The organism is Pedosphaera parvula Ellin514 (assembly GCF_000172555.1).
Classification (GTDB): Bacteria; Verrucomicrobiota; Verrucomicrobiia; order Limisphaerales; family Pedosphaeraceae; genus Pedosphaera.
In genome coordinates this window covers 172,524-191,211 of sequence record NZ_ABOX02000005.1, presented here as the reverse complement: position 1 = coordinate 191,211, position 18,688 = coordinate 172,524, and the positions used below count along the sequence as shown (strand labels likewise).

Annotated in this window: 14 protein-coding genes; all 14 read right to left on the bottom strand. The window is 52.5% G+C overall.

The genetic code is table 11. The annotated features are described in order from the left end of the window. Positions 1-298: 298 nt before the first annotated feature. Complete coding sequence (locus CFLAV_RS05825) at positions 299-1,216, bottom strand: glycosyltransferase family 2 protein (protein WP_007413725.1); 918 nt, start codon at positions 1,214-1,216, stop codon at positions 299-301. A 20-nt stretch (positions 1,217-1,236) separates the two neighbouring features. Continuing rightward, positions 1,237-2,595: a hypothetical protein gene (locus tag CFLAV_RS05820; protein ID WP_007413724.1), complete on the bottom strand. Its 1,359-nt coding sequence runs from the start codon at positions 2,593-2,595 to the stop codon at positions 1,237-1,239. Between the two features lie 4 nt (positions 2,596-2,599). Then, on the bottom strand, positions 2,600-3,796 hold the full coding sequence (locus CFLAV_RS05815) for a GNAT family N-acetyltransferase (RefSeq protein ID WP_007413723.1): 1,197 nt from the start codon (positions 3,794-3,796) through the stop codon (positions 2,600-2,602). Between the two features lie 33 nt (positions 3,797-3,829). Next, a complete protein-coding gene (locus tag CFLAV_RS05810; protein WP_007413722.1) occupies positions 3,830-5,014 on the bottom strand; it encodes a glycosyltransferase family 4 protein in 1,185 nt (394 codons plus the stop codon). A gap of 15 nt (positions 5,015-5,029) precedes the next feature. Continuing rightward, complete coding sequence (gene asnB, locus CFLAV_RS05805; protein ID WP_007413721.1) at positions 5,030-6,922, bottom strand: asparagine synthase (glutamine-hydrolyzing); 1,893 nt, start codon at positions 6,920-6,922, stop codon at positions 5,030-5,032. A gap of 29 nt (positions 6,923-6,951) precedes the next feature. After that, positions 6,952-7,833 (bottom strand): glycosyltransferase family 2 protein, encoded by an 882-nt coding sequence (locus CFLAV_RS05800; RefSeq protein ID WP_007413720.1) that lies wholly within the window; start codon positions 7,831-7,833, stop codon positions 6,952-6,954. Between the two features lie 31 nt (positions 7,834-7,864). Further along, positions 7,865-8,740, bottom strand: coding sequence for a polysaccharide deacetylase family protein (locus CFLAV_RS05795; protein ID WP_007413719.1), 876 nt, complete (start codon positions 8,738-8,740; stop codon positions 7,865-7,867). Positions 8,741-8,769: 29 nt separating this feature from the next. After that, complete coding sequence (locus CFLAV_RS33655) at positions 8,770-10,977, bottom strand: glycosyltransferase (RefSeq protein ID WP_150107290.1); 2,208 nt, start codon at positions 10,975-10,977, stop codon at positions 8,770-8,772. A gap of 178 nt (positions 10,978-11,155) precedes the next feature. Then, on the bottom strand, positions 11,156-13,423 hold the full coding sequence (locus tag CFLAV_RS05785) for a GumC family protein (protein ID WP_007413717.1): 2,268 nt from the start codon (positions 13,421-13,423) through the stop codon (positions 11,156-11,158). A gap of 57 nt (positions 13,424-13,480) precedes the next feature. After that, positions 13,481-14,599 carry a lipid II:glycine glycyltransferase FemX gene (locus tag CFLAV_RS05780; RefSeq protein WP_007413716.1) on the bottom strand — a complete coding sequence of 373 codons (1,119 nt, stop codon included), beginning with the start codon at positions 14,597-14,599 and terminating at the stop codon, positions 13,481-13,483. 123 nt (positions 14,600-14,722) lie between these two features. Beyond that, entirely contained in the window at positions 14,723-15,226 is a 504-nt protein-coding gene (locus CFLAV_RS36835; protein WP_007413715.1) for an acyltransferase, read from the bottom strand. Positions 15,227-15,245: 19 nt separating this feature from the next. Then, entirely contained in the window at positions 15,246-16,457 is a 1,212-nt protein-coding gene (locus tag CFLAV_RS05770; RefSeq protein WP_007413714.1) for a Gfo/Idh/MocA family protein, read from the bottom strand. A gap of 46 nt (positions 16,458-16,503) precedes the next feature. Then, complete coding sequence (locus tag CFLAV_RS05765) at positions 16,504-17,286, bottom strand: sugar transferase (RefSeq protein ID WP_007413713.1); 783 nt, start codon at positions 17,284-17,286, stop codon at positions 16,504-16,506. Positions 17,287-17,649: 363 nt separating this feature from the next. Further along, the gene (locus tag CFLAV_RS37820; RefSeq protein ID WP_160164499.1) at positions 17,650-18,006 is read right to left on the bottom strand and encodes a transcriptional activator RfaH; all 357 of its coding nucleotides are present in this window, start codon (positions 18,004-18,006) and stop codon (positions 17,650-17,652) included. Positions 18,007-18,688: the final 682 nt, after the last annotated feature.

Here is an 18,688-nt window from a genome sequence, read left to right as displayed (position 1 = left end):
AGCAGCTTATAAAACAACACTGGGCCTTGCAAAAGACCAGATCGTATGTACGGGAGCAATCAAGCAGCTTTTACGCCAAAGAATCTTTCACTGTCGCCGGAAATCTTGCTGTCCGGATAAATGCATGGATTAATTGCAGATTCCACAATCTCTTCATCCTATTGAACAATAAATGAGTGTATTTCCAAGGAATTCGACCACAAATATCCTTGCGCTTTGCAACCCGCACACCTCATTTCCGTGCGGAATGTCAGACAGCACTGCCTCGTTTTGATACCTTCGCTCAGCCCGCATCTTCTTAAGCCGGGCGCACTGACATACGCGGCGTCGTAGGCAACCTCCAGTAGATTTTCTCATACATCTGGAGATAAATCATCAGCAGTTTCCCCAGCCAGCGGTTGAGCGGCCTGGACTGACCTGATAATTGGAATGCCACTCCTCGGTGCTTCAGCACCCGCATACGCCTGTGCAAAAGATGTTTCGGCAGGAGTGGCCCCCATTGGGAGGAACTTTTTAAATCATTAAGGATCTGGAATGTCTGCAGACAGGCATCTACCTGGCTAACCCCCTGTGAAAGGCTGTTCTCCGCGCCTCCCTGCCATATCACCAGGGGCTCAGCGATATAACCCCAAGGCCCGCTGAGCGAAAGCCTCATCGCCATGTCATAATCCTCCATGATGCGCAAATCTTCCCGAAAATAACCAGTCCGTTCCAGCAGTTCGCGCCGGACTGCCACCACCTGGTTGAAGAACAAGAAGCGATCCATTAAAACCTGCGCAGGATTGGTCCAGACTCCCTCAGGGGATTCCGGTCGCAGGTCTGCCACATCGAATGAGTTGATGGTTTGTGTCGCGTAAACCATCCTTGCATTACAGACGCAACACTCCACTCCGAAACCTGCGGTCCGTTGCATGAGGTTCACCTGCCGGGCTGTTTTTTCCGGCAGCCAGGAATCATCTGAATCCAGGAATGAAACAATTTCACCTTTGGAGGCCTTGATGCCTGTGTTTCGGGCCACACTTGGCCCCTGGTTTCTCTGCCGTATCAGGCGCACTCTATCTCCGTAGCCGGCCACGACCGCTGCGGTATCGTCCGTGGATCCATCATCAACGACGATGACCTCCAACTCCTTCCAGGTCTGGCTTAATACACTCTCCAGCGTGCTACCGATCGTTCGGGCACGGTTGTAAGTGGGGATAATCGCGCTAACCAGCATAGATTGAGAACTCCGCCTCTTTAACTCGCCAACGACACGTGCAACACCTCATCCCCGCTTTCGACGAGCGGTGCCTCCATGTTTTCCTCGACCTCTGGAACTGCCTCGCTCAATTCTTCCCGGTTGGAAGCCAAAATATGCTCCGTAATGCTGGTGACCGCGGCCAGTTGCATGAACCAGATCGCGTAGGATTGATCAAAATATGTAATGCCAAACCAGTTCACAATGTGGGCGGCCACCATTACTCCCAGGCCCCACAGCAGAAATTCCGACTCCTCACCATCATTCTGGTAGCGGACCAGGGCCAGCGCCTTGCCCAGATTGCTGAAGGCGGTCGTGAGCAGATAAATAAAAAGCACGATCGCAGCCAGGCCGGCATTCAGTCCAAAAGAAACAAACTCGTTGGTGATATCTGCTCCGGTTGAAAGCGCATAAGGAAACCAATCACCGGTTTCAATAACGGGAAACCCCGCGAACCACCACTTGTCAATATGTTGATACGCCATGTCCAGCAGATATGAACGATGCCAGCCGTCCCCGCCCGTTAACTCACTCATCCGCGCCAACAGGTACCAGACCGGAGCCTTCATCACCAAGGCTGCGAGCACCACAAAAGCGACCATGCTCCTGCGCACCACGTACATCCGCGTACGCATCAGCCACAACACTGAACCAATCACTCCCGCCCCCGCCGCCCCCATCGGCCCGCCGGAATTGCACGCCCATACAATCAGGACGCAGCAGCCGATGCAAACGAGAGCAAGCTTGCGCTCCTCCCTTATCCTCGCCAGCCATATATACAACGGTAAAAAACTTGCCCCCACCGTCCCTAGCAGGTCAGGATTTCTGAAAGTTCCCACACACCGCAACCTCCCTCCACGCATCCAGTCATACATCCCGCCGCCGATAAACCTGAAAGGATTGTGCCCGGTTACTGATTCGAACAAAACCAATGCGGCAAAAGGCCCCAAAAGCACGATGAACGATCGCAAAAACCAGCGCAAATCCTCCATGTCATGAATCATTCCTCTAAAGGCAAAATAACATAAAAAGGCATCCACCGAATTGCCGATGATATAAGCCTGTCCTTCTGTGGCTCGCAAACAATACACCACCGCCGTGTACGTGAATAATATGATCAGCGCCCAATCTATTTTACTCAGTCTGCCAAGCGATAACTCCTTTCGCGAAACCACGCGGGCAAAGCCGGCCATTTCCATGAAACGAATGGCGAAGAGGTTCAGCCCGCCAATTTGCAACTGCTGCGTCTGCGTGAGAAACAGCACTCCTCCCATCATTCCCACCACTGCCCAGCGTCGCGAGCCGAACAACACCACCAACATGAACACCGTCAGAATAATTGCGCCAGCGGCATTCATCCAATCATACTTCCGAGGGTAATGCCTTCGCCGGTTCCTGAGCCGATACAGACCGTGAGCGCCAGAGCTTCTTTAGCTTCTGTTCGACTCCCAGTTGCCGCACTGTCTTTCTTAAGACTTCCATTGGCCCTTGCGCGATTAATCTGACCAGGCTCAGCCAAATGCCGCGCAAGTTGGAGGCAAAAACGCATACCATCGTTTCATCAAACTGCGCGTCGCCAAACTTCTCCTTGTAAAATGCCGTGCCCGCTCCGAAGTCCAGCTGTTTGATACCCTCTCCACACAGTTCGGAAATCACCCGTAAAAACAATACTGTCCCCACCTCATATTTTCGGAGGATCGGATCATATCCGGTATAATCCAGATAAACCGTCCCGCCATAAACGGTGCAGATCCAAAATGCAACCGGTTCTTCCTTCAAATACAATATGTAACCGCGATGCCATCCCTTTTTCGCTTCCAACTCCAGGCGCTTCCGATGTTCTTCAGTCTCGCGAAACCCAACGCCCAATCCCCACTGATAGGTTTTCCGCGCCACCACCAGCACGTCCTGAAACAATTTATCCATCTGCTCCAGAGTGGAAAAACTCGCATACCGCACCCCGCCGGGGAAATCCTTCTCCAACATGCGCATCGTCCGCTTTGCCCAATACCGGTGTTTCTTGCTCATTTTTGTCTCGAGCAATTCGTCCAGGGAGGATGGCAGGCTCATGGTCCAATGATGGTTCACTCGTGCCAAATAATCGCGACACAAGAGGTTTGGCTTGCTTTTAAGCAGCTCGTGCAACTCGGATTCCCAACGGATTCCGTCCCAAACCAAAAGATCGGCTTTTTCTTCCTTCAATGAATTCAGCATCTGGCCGATGGCAAACTCCGCCACACCCGGGTCTGTCCGCCCCATAAAACCATCATAAAATACAGCCAGCCGGCAGACGTCATGGCGCCACAAAACCTTGTAACCTGCCTTGACCTCCAGATGTCCCTTCTCGATCCGCGCTGCCACCAGTGAAATTGGCTTCCCATCTTCGTAGATGATAATTACATGGGGCCGCAGAATTTCCGAACGCATTCGGATGATGAACTGGACAAAATCAATGTCCGCTTCCGGGGTTCGTTGAAATGCCGACCAGATCGGACGCGCCCCCTCGATTTCTTCGAAAGTACGCAGGACCTTGATGGTCATGACAGGATGTTCAGGCATAGGTGGTATGATTCGATTTCTGACTGAACAAGATTACCGGCTCGCTATCACTTCGCGATAAGTTTGCAGCAACTTCACACCCGCCGCTTTCCAGGTGACTTCGGGGGCGTTGCTTAGGCATGCCGCTCTCAGCTTCTCAAGCAACCTGCGATCCTCGTGCAACTGGGTGATCTGCTTCGTAAGCACTCCCACATCCGCCACCGGATGCACCATGCCATTTTCCATGTGCTTGCAAATATCAGTGCAGGCATCGGAAATCAGCGGCACGCAACCGCTGCCAATCGCTTCCGCCACCACCAGCCCAAATCCTTCCTCGATACTTGGCAAAACCAAAATATCACTTTTCCGCATCAACTCCGGCACATCATTGCGATGCCCCAGAACTTTTATGCTCGGATGATTCAACAACGGAGCCAGCTTTTCCCGGTAAGCCGGCAGAAAGTCGCCGGCGATGAGAAACGTCCCATCGCGCGATGCCGGCGATTTCAACCACGCTTCCAACGCGAAGTGCAATCCCTTCCGCACCGCACAAACCCCCACGGAAATCATCGTCAAGCCACGCTTCGGATCGCGCGGCTGATTATCCGGATAAAATCGCTTCTCATCGTAACCGTAAATGTGCCGCACCAAACTGTCGCGGGAAAATCCCTGGTCAACAAAGGTCTTCACCACGAAGTCCGAGGGGCATAACAGGCGATATGCAAGCCGGTATTCCTCTTCTTCCCTTCGCAACGTATCAGCGTTATAGGCATGCTCATGATCCGGAGGCAGGGGAACTCCAATGCGCTCGCATTCCTTTTGCACCACCTCATACGCAAATCTGGTATGCGCATTAGGCCTTTCCAAAACTGTCGGAATTCCGAGTTTTGCGGCAGTGATGAGCGTCTGACGCGCACCCAGAGACCACGTGTGAACAATATCCACCTGTCCGGCCATTTTTTTCAACCGGTGCGCGACAATCCGGTCATGCCAGGCACAAGCCCGCTTCGTGCCAAAATATTTGTACGAGATTCGCAACTTCCCCCAGGCCAGCGTCGGTTCGACGCGCACAGTTGCGGAAAGGGGTCGATGCAACACCCCGGGAAAAGTCATCACAGAAGCTCCTGCTGCCGCAAGGCCTTCCACTTGTTCCCATGCAGTGTAACAGATTCTGCCCGCACCAATCTTCAGTGGGAAGCTGTACAGCACCCGCACCTGTTTACCTTTAAAATCCATCATTCACCTTGCCAAAATTCACTTTGCCCCATCCAAAAACTCCCGATGCCACAACTCCAGCACCAACAGCGAAAAAACTTCCTTCGAAAACTTTCCGTGCCGCGCGTTCGCCTCCAACAACCGCTGCACCTCACTTTTCCGAAAATAACCCCGCCCCAGCGCCCGCTCCGAAAGCAAAACACCCTCAATCTGCCCCTTCAACTCATACCGCATCCACAACTCATACGGCACCGGAAAACCCGCCTTCTTACGGTGAATCACCTCCGCTGGAAGAATCCCCGCAAAAGCCTGCTTTAACACCCGCTTCGTCTCTTTTCCCTTCACCTTCAACTCCGGCGCCAGCGACGCCGCAAACTCCAGCACCATGTGATCCAGCAGCGGCACCCGCAACTCCAGCGAATTCGCCATCGTAATCTTATCCGCCTTCACCAGCAAATCATCCGGCAGCCATGTCATCGAGTCCACATACAACATCTGATTCAACCACGGCTCCTCCTTCACCCGCTCCAACAACTCCCCAACCAACCCCTCGGCCGACACCCCTGCCGTCCCCGCCGAAAACTCATCCGTAAAAAAATTCTCTCCCTCACAGTTAAAAAACGAAGTCGGCCCCGCCGTCCGGCTGAAATACTGCGACCCCAACGGCCGCCCCAACGCCGAGCCATAACGCACCAACCGCTTCTCCTTCAGCAATTTTCCGGCCAATGAGGCCCCCGCTCCCATCGGTCGCGCCAAAACACCCGCCGCCCTCCCGATCCCCTGCAACTGCATCATGTTTGGATAATTCGGATAACCCCCAAACGCCTCATCCCCTCCCTCACCCGAAAGCAACACCTTCACATGCCCCCGCGCCAGCTTCGAAACATAATACAACGCCACTGCCGGCGGCTCACACACCGGCTCCTCCATATGCCGTACATACGCCGGCAGAAAATTCGAAAAATCCTCTGCCGAAATCGTCACCTCATGATGCTCCGTCCCAAATCGCTCCGCTGACAACCTCGCAAACGGCCGCTCATCCACCACGCCGCCCCCATTGAACCCGACCGTAAACGTCCGCACTTTCTTATCCGTATTCCCCGTCGCCATGCTCAGGATCGCCGAAGAATCCACCCCTCCACTCAGCAACACCCCCACCGGCACATCCGAAATCATGTGGCCCCGCACCGTCTCATTCAACAACCCCTGCAACTCCTCCACCGCCTCCTCCATCGAGCGCTCCCACCGCTCCCGCGTAAACTTCAAATCCCAATACCGCCGCCCTTGCACCTTCCCCCCTTCCACCGTCAAACAATGCCCCGGCAACAACTTCACAATCCCCTTCAACAACGTCTCCGCCCCCGGCACATAATTGAACGACAAAAACCGCCGAATCGCCCCCCGATTGACCTCCCGCTTAATCCCTCCATCCGCAATAATCGCCTTCAACTCCGACCCGAAATAAAATCCCTCCTTCGTCACCGCATAATACAACGGCTTGATCCCGACCCGATCCCGCGCCACGAACAACCGCCCCCTCACCGCATCCCAGATCGCAAACGCAAACATCCCCCGCAACTCCCGCACACAATCCTCCCCCAACTCCTCATACAAATGGAGGATCACCTCGGTGTCACAATGCGACTTGAACTTGTGCCCTTGCGCCACTAACCGCTTCCGCAATTCCTGGAAATTATAAATCTCCCCGTTAAAAACGATCCACACCTTCCCATCCTCATTGCACATCGGCTGCGCACCACTGCTCAAATCGATGATCGACAACCGCCGATGCCCCAACCCCACATACCCATCCAGGTGAATCCCCTCCGCATCCGGCCCCCGATGCGCAATCGCATCCAGCATCCGCTGAATGTCCGATTGCCGAACACTCCTCGACCTGTCCAGAAACAATTTGCCTGCAATGCCGCACATACCGTCTTAATACCAGGGATGATGACTCCTCACTTCCCCGCCCAGATGCTGCTCTTCAACATCAACCGCCGCATCTGCTCCCGCCTCAAATACCGAACCACATCCGGCTCTCGCGAGCACGGCAACCGCCGCACATATCCCATTACAAAACCATAAAGCAACCCCGCCGAAACAATCACATACGGCCGCTCCCATAAACGCAGTGCACATTTGCAAAGCATGAACAATGGATGATAACCCACCACATAATTTGCCCGCCCATTCTTCACCCAGTTCTTCCACGTTCCATCCGCGCCGCCCGTTTCCCGATGATGCATGATTGGCACGTCCCTGAAAGTATACGTCCGCCAACCCAGCATGTTTGCCTTCACCTCGTCCAGCGTATCCCAACCCGTCTCGCGCAACACTCCCCCAATCGCCTCCCAGCACGCCCGACGATATATTTTTGTCGCCCCACGAACATGGAACGCCGGGTCCCCCTTCGCTTCCTCCTGCACGCCCTCCGGCGTGTTCACACAAATCATCCCGCCCCCAACCCCCAGGCGCTCATCCTGCTTGAACCGGGCAAAGCACTTCTCGAAATAATCCGTCGCGAACGACAAATCCCCATCGAGCTTGATCAAATAATCCCAGGCTTCGCCTTTGATCAGTTCATAACCATCATAAAATGCCTCAATCACGCCCGCCCCGGACTTACGGAAACCGCGATCCTTCCGGTGCACCACTTTGATCCAGTCGTGCTCCCGCGCCGCCTCATCGGCAATCACTCCCGTCCGGTCCGTGGAACCATCGTTGATGATCACCCATTTTACAGGACGAATGCTTTGCCGGGCCACGGATTCAACCGTGTCCCGCAAATTGGCTTCTTCATTCCGGACCGGTGTTATGATGAGGTAACGAGGGGATTCCATTAAAGTGAATGGTTGTCAGGTTCGGCAAATCTTAGTTCTTGGTGGCTCGTTGACCTCGGCCAATGACGCATTTCACCCCTTTTATGGCATCCTGCGGCAGTGCCATCCAGTCATAGGCTCCATCCATTTTTGCTACAAACAAGGAGGTATCATCCGCTGAATTGACCGGCAACCGTTTCAATGTGAAAGGATCGTCCCTCCGCCCGACACGGCCAATCCGTGTCGTGACCGATTGCGCATACCCCGCCTCCTTTAACAAGCCCACAAATTCTCCCACGAATCCCCGGTCCGCGCTCGGAAACGCATACGGATACGCAAAGGAACCAATCGGCTCTCCCAACTCAGCCTCAATCACGCTTTTGGATTGCTCGATTTCCGCACGGATCTTTTTGAAATCAAGCTGGTAAAGTATCGGGTGATTGACAGTGTGGGAGCCAAACTCAATTCCAGCTTTCCGCATCTCCCGCACTTCATTCCAGGTCATGCATTCACGATCCTTGAAACGCCGCACCTCATTTCCAATGTAGGCAGTCGGCAGGAACATCGTGGCTCCAAATCCATATTTCTTCAAAACTGGAAATGCCTCGGTATGAAAATCGCGAAATCCGTCATCAAAGGTAATCACGACATTTTTGCCATCGGCACGCTTCCCATCCCGCGTTCTCTTTAAACCCTCGGCCAGGCTTACCGCCTGATACCCCTCACTACTCAGCACAGCCATCTGCTCGGCAAATACTTTCGGGCTCGTGCATGTCTTATAATAATCAGAAGTGCCGCTCTCAACATCCGTTGAGATGCTATGATACATGAGTATCGGCAGGCGTTCCTTGTTTCCTCCCAGCCCGATGCAGCCAAAGGGACGGGCCAGTGACAGGGTGAGCAATCGATCAAATCGTACTGCGGGCATGTTCAACGGGGTTGTATGACCTCCATGACTCAACCATGGGGGTTGGCACAAAGGGAATCCACCAGCTTAAGATATTCGGTTTTGGCAATTTCCCAGCTATGCCTGGCCGCATAGGCTGAGGCAGCGGCAGCCATTTGCTGGCGCAGACCTTGATTTTGCAACACTTCCACGAGGGCCTTCGCCAGCGCGTTCGAATTTCCAGATTCGAAAAACTTCACGACGGCATCATCAAAATAATACCGGTCAATCTTGGTGGCTGATATCACCACCGGCACTCCCACGGACATGAATTCCATGATCTTCGTGCTGTAGGCTTCATTCCCAAAGGAATCCGCACGCTTCGGCACGACCCCGACATCAGCCGCCGACATGACCTCGGCTATTTTTAACACAGGCAGCGGTTTGAAGAAACGCACCTTTTCTTCCAGACCCAGGCTCCGGGATAATTCCTGCAGTTCAGCCTGCATGTTTCCATCTCCGTAAATGTGAAATTCAGCCTCCGGAATCTGCTTCAAAACCTCAGGCATCGCCCGGATGGCAATGTCCAACCCCTGATGCCATTGCAGGCCCCCGGGGAATAAAATGATGCGCTTATGATCATGCCTGGAACGTACTCTGGGATAAAAAACCTTCTGGTTTACATGATTGATAAACACCCGGCACTTTTCCTCCGGCACGGAGCGTGCAGTGATAAGTTTGTGCCAGATGTGATTGGAAATGATGACATGGTCGGCAAATGTCGCCGAGGCCCATTCGATCTTTTTTAGCATCTGCACATCCAGGCGGGTTGGCTTCACCTGAAACTTGTTCGAGTAAAACTCCGGCACAATATCATGTATATCCAAAATGATTTTGGCTCCGCTCACCTTCGGAAACCAGGCCGCGAAAACAAGAAAATCAGGCACATTGTGAACATGGATCAGATCATACCGTTTCTGGAAATGTTTGCGGGTCAAATAAAGCGATGACCCAAACCAGAACTTTATGAGCGGCAGTAAATATCCCGCCTTGTCTTTTTGATCCTTGCTGAACCGGTTTTGGATGCGATGCACACGCACTTTTCTGATCGTCTCCACATCAGCGGATGCCGGATCTCTCTTCAAGGAAAAGATGTCCACCTCATCCCCCCGGTCAGCCAGGGATTCCGCGTAGCGCATGATCCGGTTGTCATTCTCGTAAAATGAATGCGAGATCATGCAGATCCGCTTCGGCGGGCACGCGCTTTTCTGCCGCTCCTCAAGCACAGTGAATCTGGAACTGGAAGAACTTGGATTGCCCTGGCTTGCGGGCCCCGCCTTCTCTGGCCGATGGCTTTCTCCGACTTCTGGCTGCATGGACCGCGTCCATGTGGCTACCTCGTTGGGAAGTGCATTCCAGCTCACGCTGCCGTACTGTTCCCTGGCATATTCCAGGAAGTCCGCATACCACTTCGCTGGATACTCCGAGCTTTTTCGCTGCTCAGCATTGAAACTCAGATAATCAGGATGAACATTTAAAAGTGCCATTCCGCCCTTCTGCACAATCCAATCCAGTTTTCTTTTCCAGATATCAATCCCTTTTTCCCGCAAAATGATGAACAAGGTCGAATCCTGCGGCAAGGTATAAGGCAGTTCAACGTAGCTGCTTTTCCCTGGGCTGGTGACCACGAAGGGAAAGATCGTGTTTACACCGTCAGGCTGAGGTTCAAATGGATCGGTATCAAAGGTGGAGGCGTCATAAAGCACGTTTAAATCGTGAGCCCAATCCAACCTATGATGCATGAAGCCGGAACGAAATCCGGTTGCGCCCCATTCCTTCAGATAATGGTTGATCTGTTTCGCATTTTCGGCAAATTGCTCGCGGCTCGCATAAAGCTTGCCGTCATGGCGCAGATCGTGCACTCCGACTTCAAATCCATTGCGCGCCAAATCCTCCCTCAATTCTCGCGATGCGACATAATCCCCCTCAGGAATAAAATTGAGGGAAGAACGGAAGCCCAGTTGCTTCTCCAGCTCCATCAGATCCCGGCATTTCGCCAGTCCTCCGGGTCCCTCCACATCATGCGTAAGCACCAGGGCAAATTTCTTCCCATCCGGCCAGCCGCGCCATCCGGGAGGTTGCGCTCCTGCCGCTTCATTAATCGGCCAGAGGTGCTGATTGGCCACCCTCTTTCGGCGCGCGATCGCCCTGCGCAGTCCGATGCGCAGCCCCCAGGGCATATAAGGCTTTAAATCGTAATAAAGTCGGCTCGCCGCCATAAAATCACAATTATAACTGGAGAGGGAACCTGGCTGCTGAATGCAGAGTGGTGAAGGAAATTTTCCAAATGACAACCTCGCTTTAGTTTGAACCGGCACCGGGTTCGCACCCGCCATTCACCCCAGCACAAACTGGCAACTCACAACCAGCTGTTTCTTAACTCATCACCGGTTTATGTTAAAGTTCTGGCTGCAATCGCGCTGGGACATACGTCCGCGTCTTGTTCAGCACGGCCGCGACCTTGGCCTTGGATTCGGCCAGGAGCGCATTTGCCCGCTCAACCACTTCCCGATCCGTTTGTTCCGCCTCGATCACCATCAAGACAATATCCATATGCCCTGCCAGCCTGGGCGTTACGCTCGTTTGATTTACCGGAGGCATATCGAAAATAATATAATCGTAATCGCTTGCCTTCAGCTTTGGAACGAGGTTGCTGAATCTCTTCGGCAATATGTGCGGCAGTTTGCCATTACTGACTCCCTCCGTGACCACATAAAGATTTTCCTGCACCAGGGTGTTACTTTTGGTTTCCGCATCCAAAGCCTCGTCCAGACTGCACCCTGGTTTTCCTTTAAAGAATTGCTGCGCCGCGCCTTGTTCCTGGTTCATATCCACCAGCAGCACGTTCCCATCCCCGGTCTCTGAAAGACATGCCGCCAAACCCGCTGCGATGTCGCTCACCCCGGAACCCGCCCCCGTGCTGGTCACCGCGACCAGTTTCGGCGTGCGGGTCAGATTGATCACTTCAAAATGAACCACCAACCGATCGCGCAAGGCTTCATAATACGAATGCAACGCATGACTCGGCTCCCAGGGTGCGGGGTCTAATGGCTCTGCTTTTTCCAGCGCTCCGTTGCCATTCGTTTGGAGGACATTTTCCGCTCCGGCATTTAGCAATAATCTCCTGCTGCCGTTCAGCCGGGCCTGGTTTCGAAACCCCTTTCGGTTCGCATCCGGTATGGAAAGAAACAAACGCATTTTCAACCGCTTTTCCACATCCTTCGGTCGTTTGACAGATTGATCTAGAAATAATTCCATCAAAAACGCCCAACCCAAGCCTGCCACTATTCCGGAAACCCCTATCATGGCCACTTTCTTGGCACTTTTCGCACTGTCTTTGACCGGCGGGGACGGGGCTTGAATTTGGCTGATATTTGAAAGCTTTCCCTCTCCCAATTGTTCATTTATGCGCGCTTTCTCCAAGCTGGTTGCAAAGTATTGATAATTCGTCTCCTGGAGCTGCTTTCTTCGCTGTAGTTCGAGGATGGCTGGTTCCTTGTCCGCGAAACTGGCAGCCTCCGCTTTGACCCGTTCCAACTGCGAATTAAGCACTTTTATCTTTGCTCCCAATGCCGTGATCTGCGCGGATTGTGCAGCCAAAAGCAGGTTGTTGTTGTTGTTTTCTTTCGGTGCCCCTTCGTGGCTGATCACGGGGGTTGTCAGAAGTGAAGGATACTGCTCCTCCAGATCAGTTTTCAGCTTTGCAACCACAGCTGCTTGGTGGCGAACCTCTTTGAGCAACTCATTTTCATCGGTGTACTGCAACATCAGCTCACTTTCCTTCTTTGTTAAAGCATCCAAACGTGCCCAAATGCGCTTATAGTCTGCTGCCTTCTCCTTGGGAACTGGAGGCGCAGCTTTGACCTCCCTCACCTTGTTTGTTTCTACAACGGGCAAGAATGAAGACTGCGACAGTGCCGCCAGGGCAGCCTGGCGTTCCTCGAGTTCGGCTTCGGCATTTAACAGATCCTGTTGGATCTTTGAAATCTGCTGGGCATAGGAATTCTCGGCGTCCCCCAGGGAAATCACCCCGATTTTTGCCTTTTCCTTCCTCAATGCCTCCTCGGTATCATTCAGCCGGGAACGCAGTTGATCTGTCTCCTGTGTCAAGGAGTCGTATGAAAGTCCTCCCGAACGGTGAATCTCTCCATGCATTTTAAAATAAGCGCTGACCAGCTCCCGCAACACTGGTTGCACTATCTCGGGATCAGGATGTTGGAACATAATATGGATGACACTCGCTTTCGCCGCCGCTTCAACCATGAGATTTCCCCTCACTATCGCAGCCGCAACCGCACGATCCTTGCCTCCACCCATTTTTGCCAGAATTCTTTCAGCCCCGACATTATCCACCACCTTCTCCACCAAATCCAGGCTCCCCAGTATCTCAACTTCGGCATCTATGATCGAGTGACCGCCTGCGTCTGTTGGCTTGATTTGGGAATCACCTCCGATTGCACTGGCCGACCGTGTCTCCAAAACATATGGGATGAATAGCTTCGCCTCCGATACGTACAACGGGGGTTGGCTGAGATGGAATGCTGCCGCGGCGATCAGCCCCGCCGCCGCAAGGATGATGATTTTCCATTTGTGCCTGAACAGCACAAAGTAAACATCTCCCAATCCCATCCCGGCGGATGGCTCAACCTGTCGTCTTTCATTCATGTGTTTCCTGAAAGCTGCTCCGGTGCTCTGACTCCAAACTATTGTTCTGCACTCTCTTTAAGCCACGTGCTTGTAAAGCAGCGCCCCCGCCACTTTCGAGAGAAATCCTGGCATGCATCGAAACAGCGTATTATGCCACCCGAAAGCTTCGTCCTTGTCCTGGACAAACTTCTGTTTCCTCAAGTCGTACTTAATGTATTCCACCTGGTGTTCCTCGCATCCCCATCCCAGCTTGAACTTTCTTAGCCCCTCGTTGCCGATCGAAGTCCTGCCCATATGCAATGATTTGAAGCCATGTTGCAGGTGCCATTTTATCGCTTCCCACATCACCAGGTTGTTGCCGCGCAAATGTTGGAACGCCTCATCGGAAGCTCCATACTTGTATATACCCTTTTCATTGGCCTGAAAATAAACCCCCGCCGCGATCGGCTTTTGCCCATACATGGCCGTGACTACCTTCCCCATCTGTTTCGAAATAATCTCATCATATATATTCTCGAAAAACTTAAATGGCTGGGGCGGCAATCCATGCTTTCTCCGGGTTTTGCACAGCAGGGCATAAAACAAACGAACCGCCTCGAGCGAGTCGCTAACCTCCACTCGAATCCCATCCTTTCTTCCCTTTCGTATCGCCCGGCGCACGGAAGGATCCAGCGCGGCAAACATCAACTCTTCATCAGGCTTCAATTCCAGGATATGCCCGTAAAATGAAAGCGAAGCACAAGCTTCTGGCAACCACTCCCGGCCCCCTCGGCACTCAAGGTATTTCCAGTTTCGTTCTTTCCCAAATCGAACCGCCTCCCAAAACAAATGCCTCACTGATTCCGAATTCAAACCCAACGATGTGCAATCATCGGTGAAGGGCAGCGAGATTCCACGCCTTCCGGTAAGCCAGCTGTTCACCTCCATCACCGGCAGCATGGCTTCAGGAACCTTGCCTTCACCTTTGACAAAATACGTGGGAGTGAACGCATAAGTCTTTTGCAACACTCTCGCCCATGCCGCGCTGTGGAACAGGGAATAGGCCGGAAAGTGGCCCGCTTGATCCTCCCAGTTCTTGTTCCGAACCGGGTCAATGGTTTGCACCCGAAAATCCGCGGCTTGCTGCGTCGGGACGAATTCCGTGCTGTCGGCCTTCTGAAGAATCGCAGGGAGAGGATGTTCGATAAGTTTCAAACGTTTTAACCATGCCTAAGCCGTTTCCATGCGGTTCAGAAACTACAAACCACACGGCACCACCGTCGCAGCGGACTTCGATCAGGCCTTAAACCGGGTCCTCTTCGTAACGCAAGGGCGTTTTTACCGCTGCCCGCCAGCGGCCAGGGTTTTGACCACTCTCGCCGGATTACCCGCCACCACCGCGTTAGGCGGAACATCCTTGGTCACCACACTGCCCGCACCCACCATTGCATTCTCGCCAATCGTTATGCCGCAGAGCAAAGTCGCACCGGATCCTATGGATGCCCCCCGCTTCACCAGCGTGGGTACGCAGGACCAATCTGACTCGGTCTGCAACTGCCCGCCTGCATTCGTGGCCCGTGGATAACGATCGTTTGTAAAAGTGACGCTGTGCCCGATGAACACATCGTCCTCCAGGGTCACTCCTTCGCAAATGAAACTGTGACTGGAGATTTTACAACGATTCCCGATCCGGGCTCCCTTTTGTATCTCCACGAAAGTTCCAACTTTGACATCGTCCCCCAGTTCACATCCATAAAGGTTCGTGAATGCAAAAATCTTGACGTTTTTGCCCAACTTCACGTTGGACGCAATCTGCTGAAAGGTTTGCACCGGCGTACTCATGCCTTTTATGCCCTGATCTCTATCGCGATTTTTTAAGACGCTTGGCTACCTTGACGTTGCCAGTAATTTTGCCATTCGCATGGCCGTTGCCGTTGCCGTTGCCGTTACTTTTGCCATTCGCATGGCCATTGCCATTGGTGTGCCTGCCATTTCCGGAAGGCACTGCCGGCGTATTGGGGAATGATAATGCTATCCGCAGCTTGTTGCCTGTCGGCTTGAGGTCCACCGGCCCGCCACCTTGCTTTAAGGAAGCCGAGGATGCTTCCAATATGCGCACAAGTTCCAAACCCTGCTTGCCGCCGGATATCGGATCCCTGCCGTGCTTAATACAGTCAAGGAAATGCTGGCACTCCGTCTTTAACGGCTCCTCCTGCTTTAAGTACGGAACGTAGGCATCACCGTAATGGTATGCGTAATGAAATTCAGCAAAAGTATCGTAATGCGGTGGGCGATCAACCCGGGCATCAAATATCTTAATCTTCTCCAACGGGGCTACGTCATCATAAACAATCATCCGCTTGCTGCCCACGATCGTCATCTCCCTGATCTTTCTCGGATCAAGCCAGCTACTGTGGATGATGGCCGTGCGCTGTTTATGAAAGCTCAGGCACATGGTGGTAACGTCCTCAATTCCAGGTGTGATATGGGCGCTCCCACGACAATTCACCGTGTGAGGTTGCTCCCCTATGATCGAGAGAATGATCGAAATATCGTGCGGAGCCAAATCCCAGGCAACATTGATATCTTTTTGGAAAAGCCCCAAATTTAAACGGCGCGCGCAAATGTATCGTATTTCCCCGATGTCTCCGGAATCGACGATTTCCTTGATCTTTCTTACGGCCGGCGAATAAAGGAATGTGTGCCCGGTCATCAGCACCAACCCTTTTTTCTGAGCTATATCAATCAGCTCTTCACATTCTGCTGATGACATGGCCATTGGCTTTTCTATGAAGGTATGTTTCCCCGCCAGCAGGCTGGCTTTGGCCATGGGATAGTGCAATCGGACTGCGGTGGCGATAATTACCGCATCCAGGCCGCCTTCGGTGAGCATGCGGTTAAAGTCCGTTTCGCATTCCGCCTCGGGATATAACGCTTTAAGATGCGACAGTCGTGCCGTGTTCATGTCGCACATTAGTTTCAGGCTGCAATCCGAAAGGACTCTGAAATTACGCACCAGATTTGGACCCCAATAGCCCAATCCAACAACGCCAACTTTTATTTGCTTTGTCATGGTTTTTTCTGAGTTCTGGAACTTCTACGGCGCAGGAAAGAACAGGTTACTTTGCATCTGCGCTCACCCTGCCATTCAGCGGCTCTCTTTGAGAGCTCTGCAGCTGGGTGCCGGCTCGCGAGAGTTCCTTTCGCGATCTGCGGGTTTCCAGCATCTGCACAATAATCGCAGGGACCGTCTTCAAAATGATTTTGAGATACAATCCGGGAGTTTTGTTTCTCGAATAGGCGATATCCAGCCGGATCATCTCATCAAAGGTGGTTTTGTTTTTTCCACTCACCTGCCATAACCCGGTAAGCCCCGGCAGCGTGTTGAACCGCTCCTTCTGCCACAACTCATAGTTTTCATACTCATAACGCACACATGGCCGCGGCCCAACCAGGCTCATTTCACCTTGCAACACGTTGAACAGTTGTGGCAGCTCATCCAGGCCGGAGGCGCGCAGAATGACTCCAAAGGGTATGATTCGGGGATCTCCCTTCATGTCCATCTTTACCATCGGAACATCCGCTTTCATTAACTGCTTCAGATGTCCTTGGTGTGTTTTGGTGTCGTTGCCCGCCACCATGGTTCGAAATTTCAAGCACATGAACCCCTTGCCCAGGTATCCTATGCGCTCCTGTCGGAACAAGATCGGCCCCCGGGAGCTGATCCGGATTAAAATGGCTATCACCAGCATTACCGGCAAAACCAATGGCAACACCAGCAGAATTAACGTGACATCCCAGGCCCGCAGCCATGGCGGCACCGGGGGAGAGGTTGAGTACACAGGCGCTTCATGCCAGGTGCCATTCCGCACCTGGTTTGTATTCGCAATCCGAGAAGCCATAGTTTTAGAGTCAGTGATCGCAATCACTGATTAATTCTTTACAAAAATTAACATCGCTACAGTTAGGTTCTTTAAACATCTGATTAATGAGACCTCTTGCACTGCCTTGACTTGGGCCGAACCACTAAACAACGATTTCCCCTGCCCTTTTCTTCAAAAAATTACTTTGTTTTTCCAATTGGATTCCACCAACCAGCAATCCAGCCATCACAGAAGACTTTTCCAATGCCACTGAGTTCCTATCCACTTCTACGGGCGTGGGTCGACCCAGAAAATCAAGCAGGACGCGTACCCGTTGCTTCGCTGGCAAAAACTCCAGCACGGAAGCTCTCATTCCAAGGAAGGCTTGTTCCGCCAGGATCACTAAGGCCCAACGCTAAGTCTTTGATCGACAATAGCTTCTCGCATCTCTTTGAAATGCTCTTGCAGCTCAACTACCACACTATCGGAGATATGCGGAATCCTGTTTGCAAAATGGACAATGGTACTTATCCCATTCGCATATCTGATATCGTTCAACTTCTCCTCGATCACGCATCGAACAAAAATGTAACAAGGAAAGAGGGGCTCGGAAACTCGAATTACTCCTCGGCGAGTCGCCTTTTCCACCCTTAAACGGGGATTGAAAACCTCCACGTTGGCATGCCGCAGCAAATTCGCCGCCGCAATGTGCTCGTGCTTCGGCTTTGTCCGCGCACAATACCAGGCGGGAGAATTCATCGGCATTGAAATCGTTTGGGCGACCACGGGAAAAGTTGTTTAATGGGTTTCGGTTGGCTGATTTTCGTTAAACGACTATGCTCCATTGGCCATGGCTCACTAGAGCTAGGAGTCGAGCATTTAATCTACATTTACATCTCGAGGCAACATTTTTTCTGTGACTTTTCTGTGAACTAATTTCAGGCTCCAAACAAATCCTATCTGGCATCCCACAAAGCCTCTAACCCAACCAAATTCTTCAAAACTCCAAAAAACAAACACGACCTATGCAATTCCGACACTTTACAACTGGTCAAGTCAGTGCACTTTCTACTCATGTGCAGCAACCACTCAATAATGGCTCCCGCCCCCGAATTTCGCGGCCGTTTGACAGTGCTGGACCAGATTTAAACAAGGCTCCGCACTTGTTGGCGAGAATGCTTTCTCTCAACTTTTCTCTCTGGCACCGTACGTCTCCGCAAATGAATACTTCCGATACCCTATTTTTTCCGACAGCCCGCACCAAACCTGCCCAGGCAGGAGATGCCGCCTCTCCCCAGCCCGGCAACTGTCACCATCTCTAAAACCCAAAAACACGCGGCTGCTACCACGCCAAATGTCCCTCGGACATTTTTCTCTTCTAAACAGTTAACTCCCCCTCACCAAGTCCTTCGTCGCAGTTGTCTTGTTTTTTTAAGCTCCA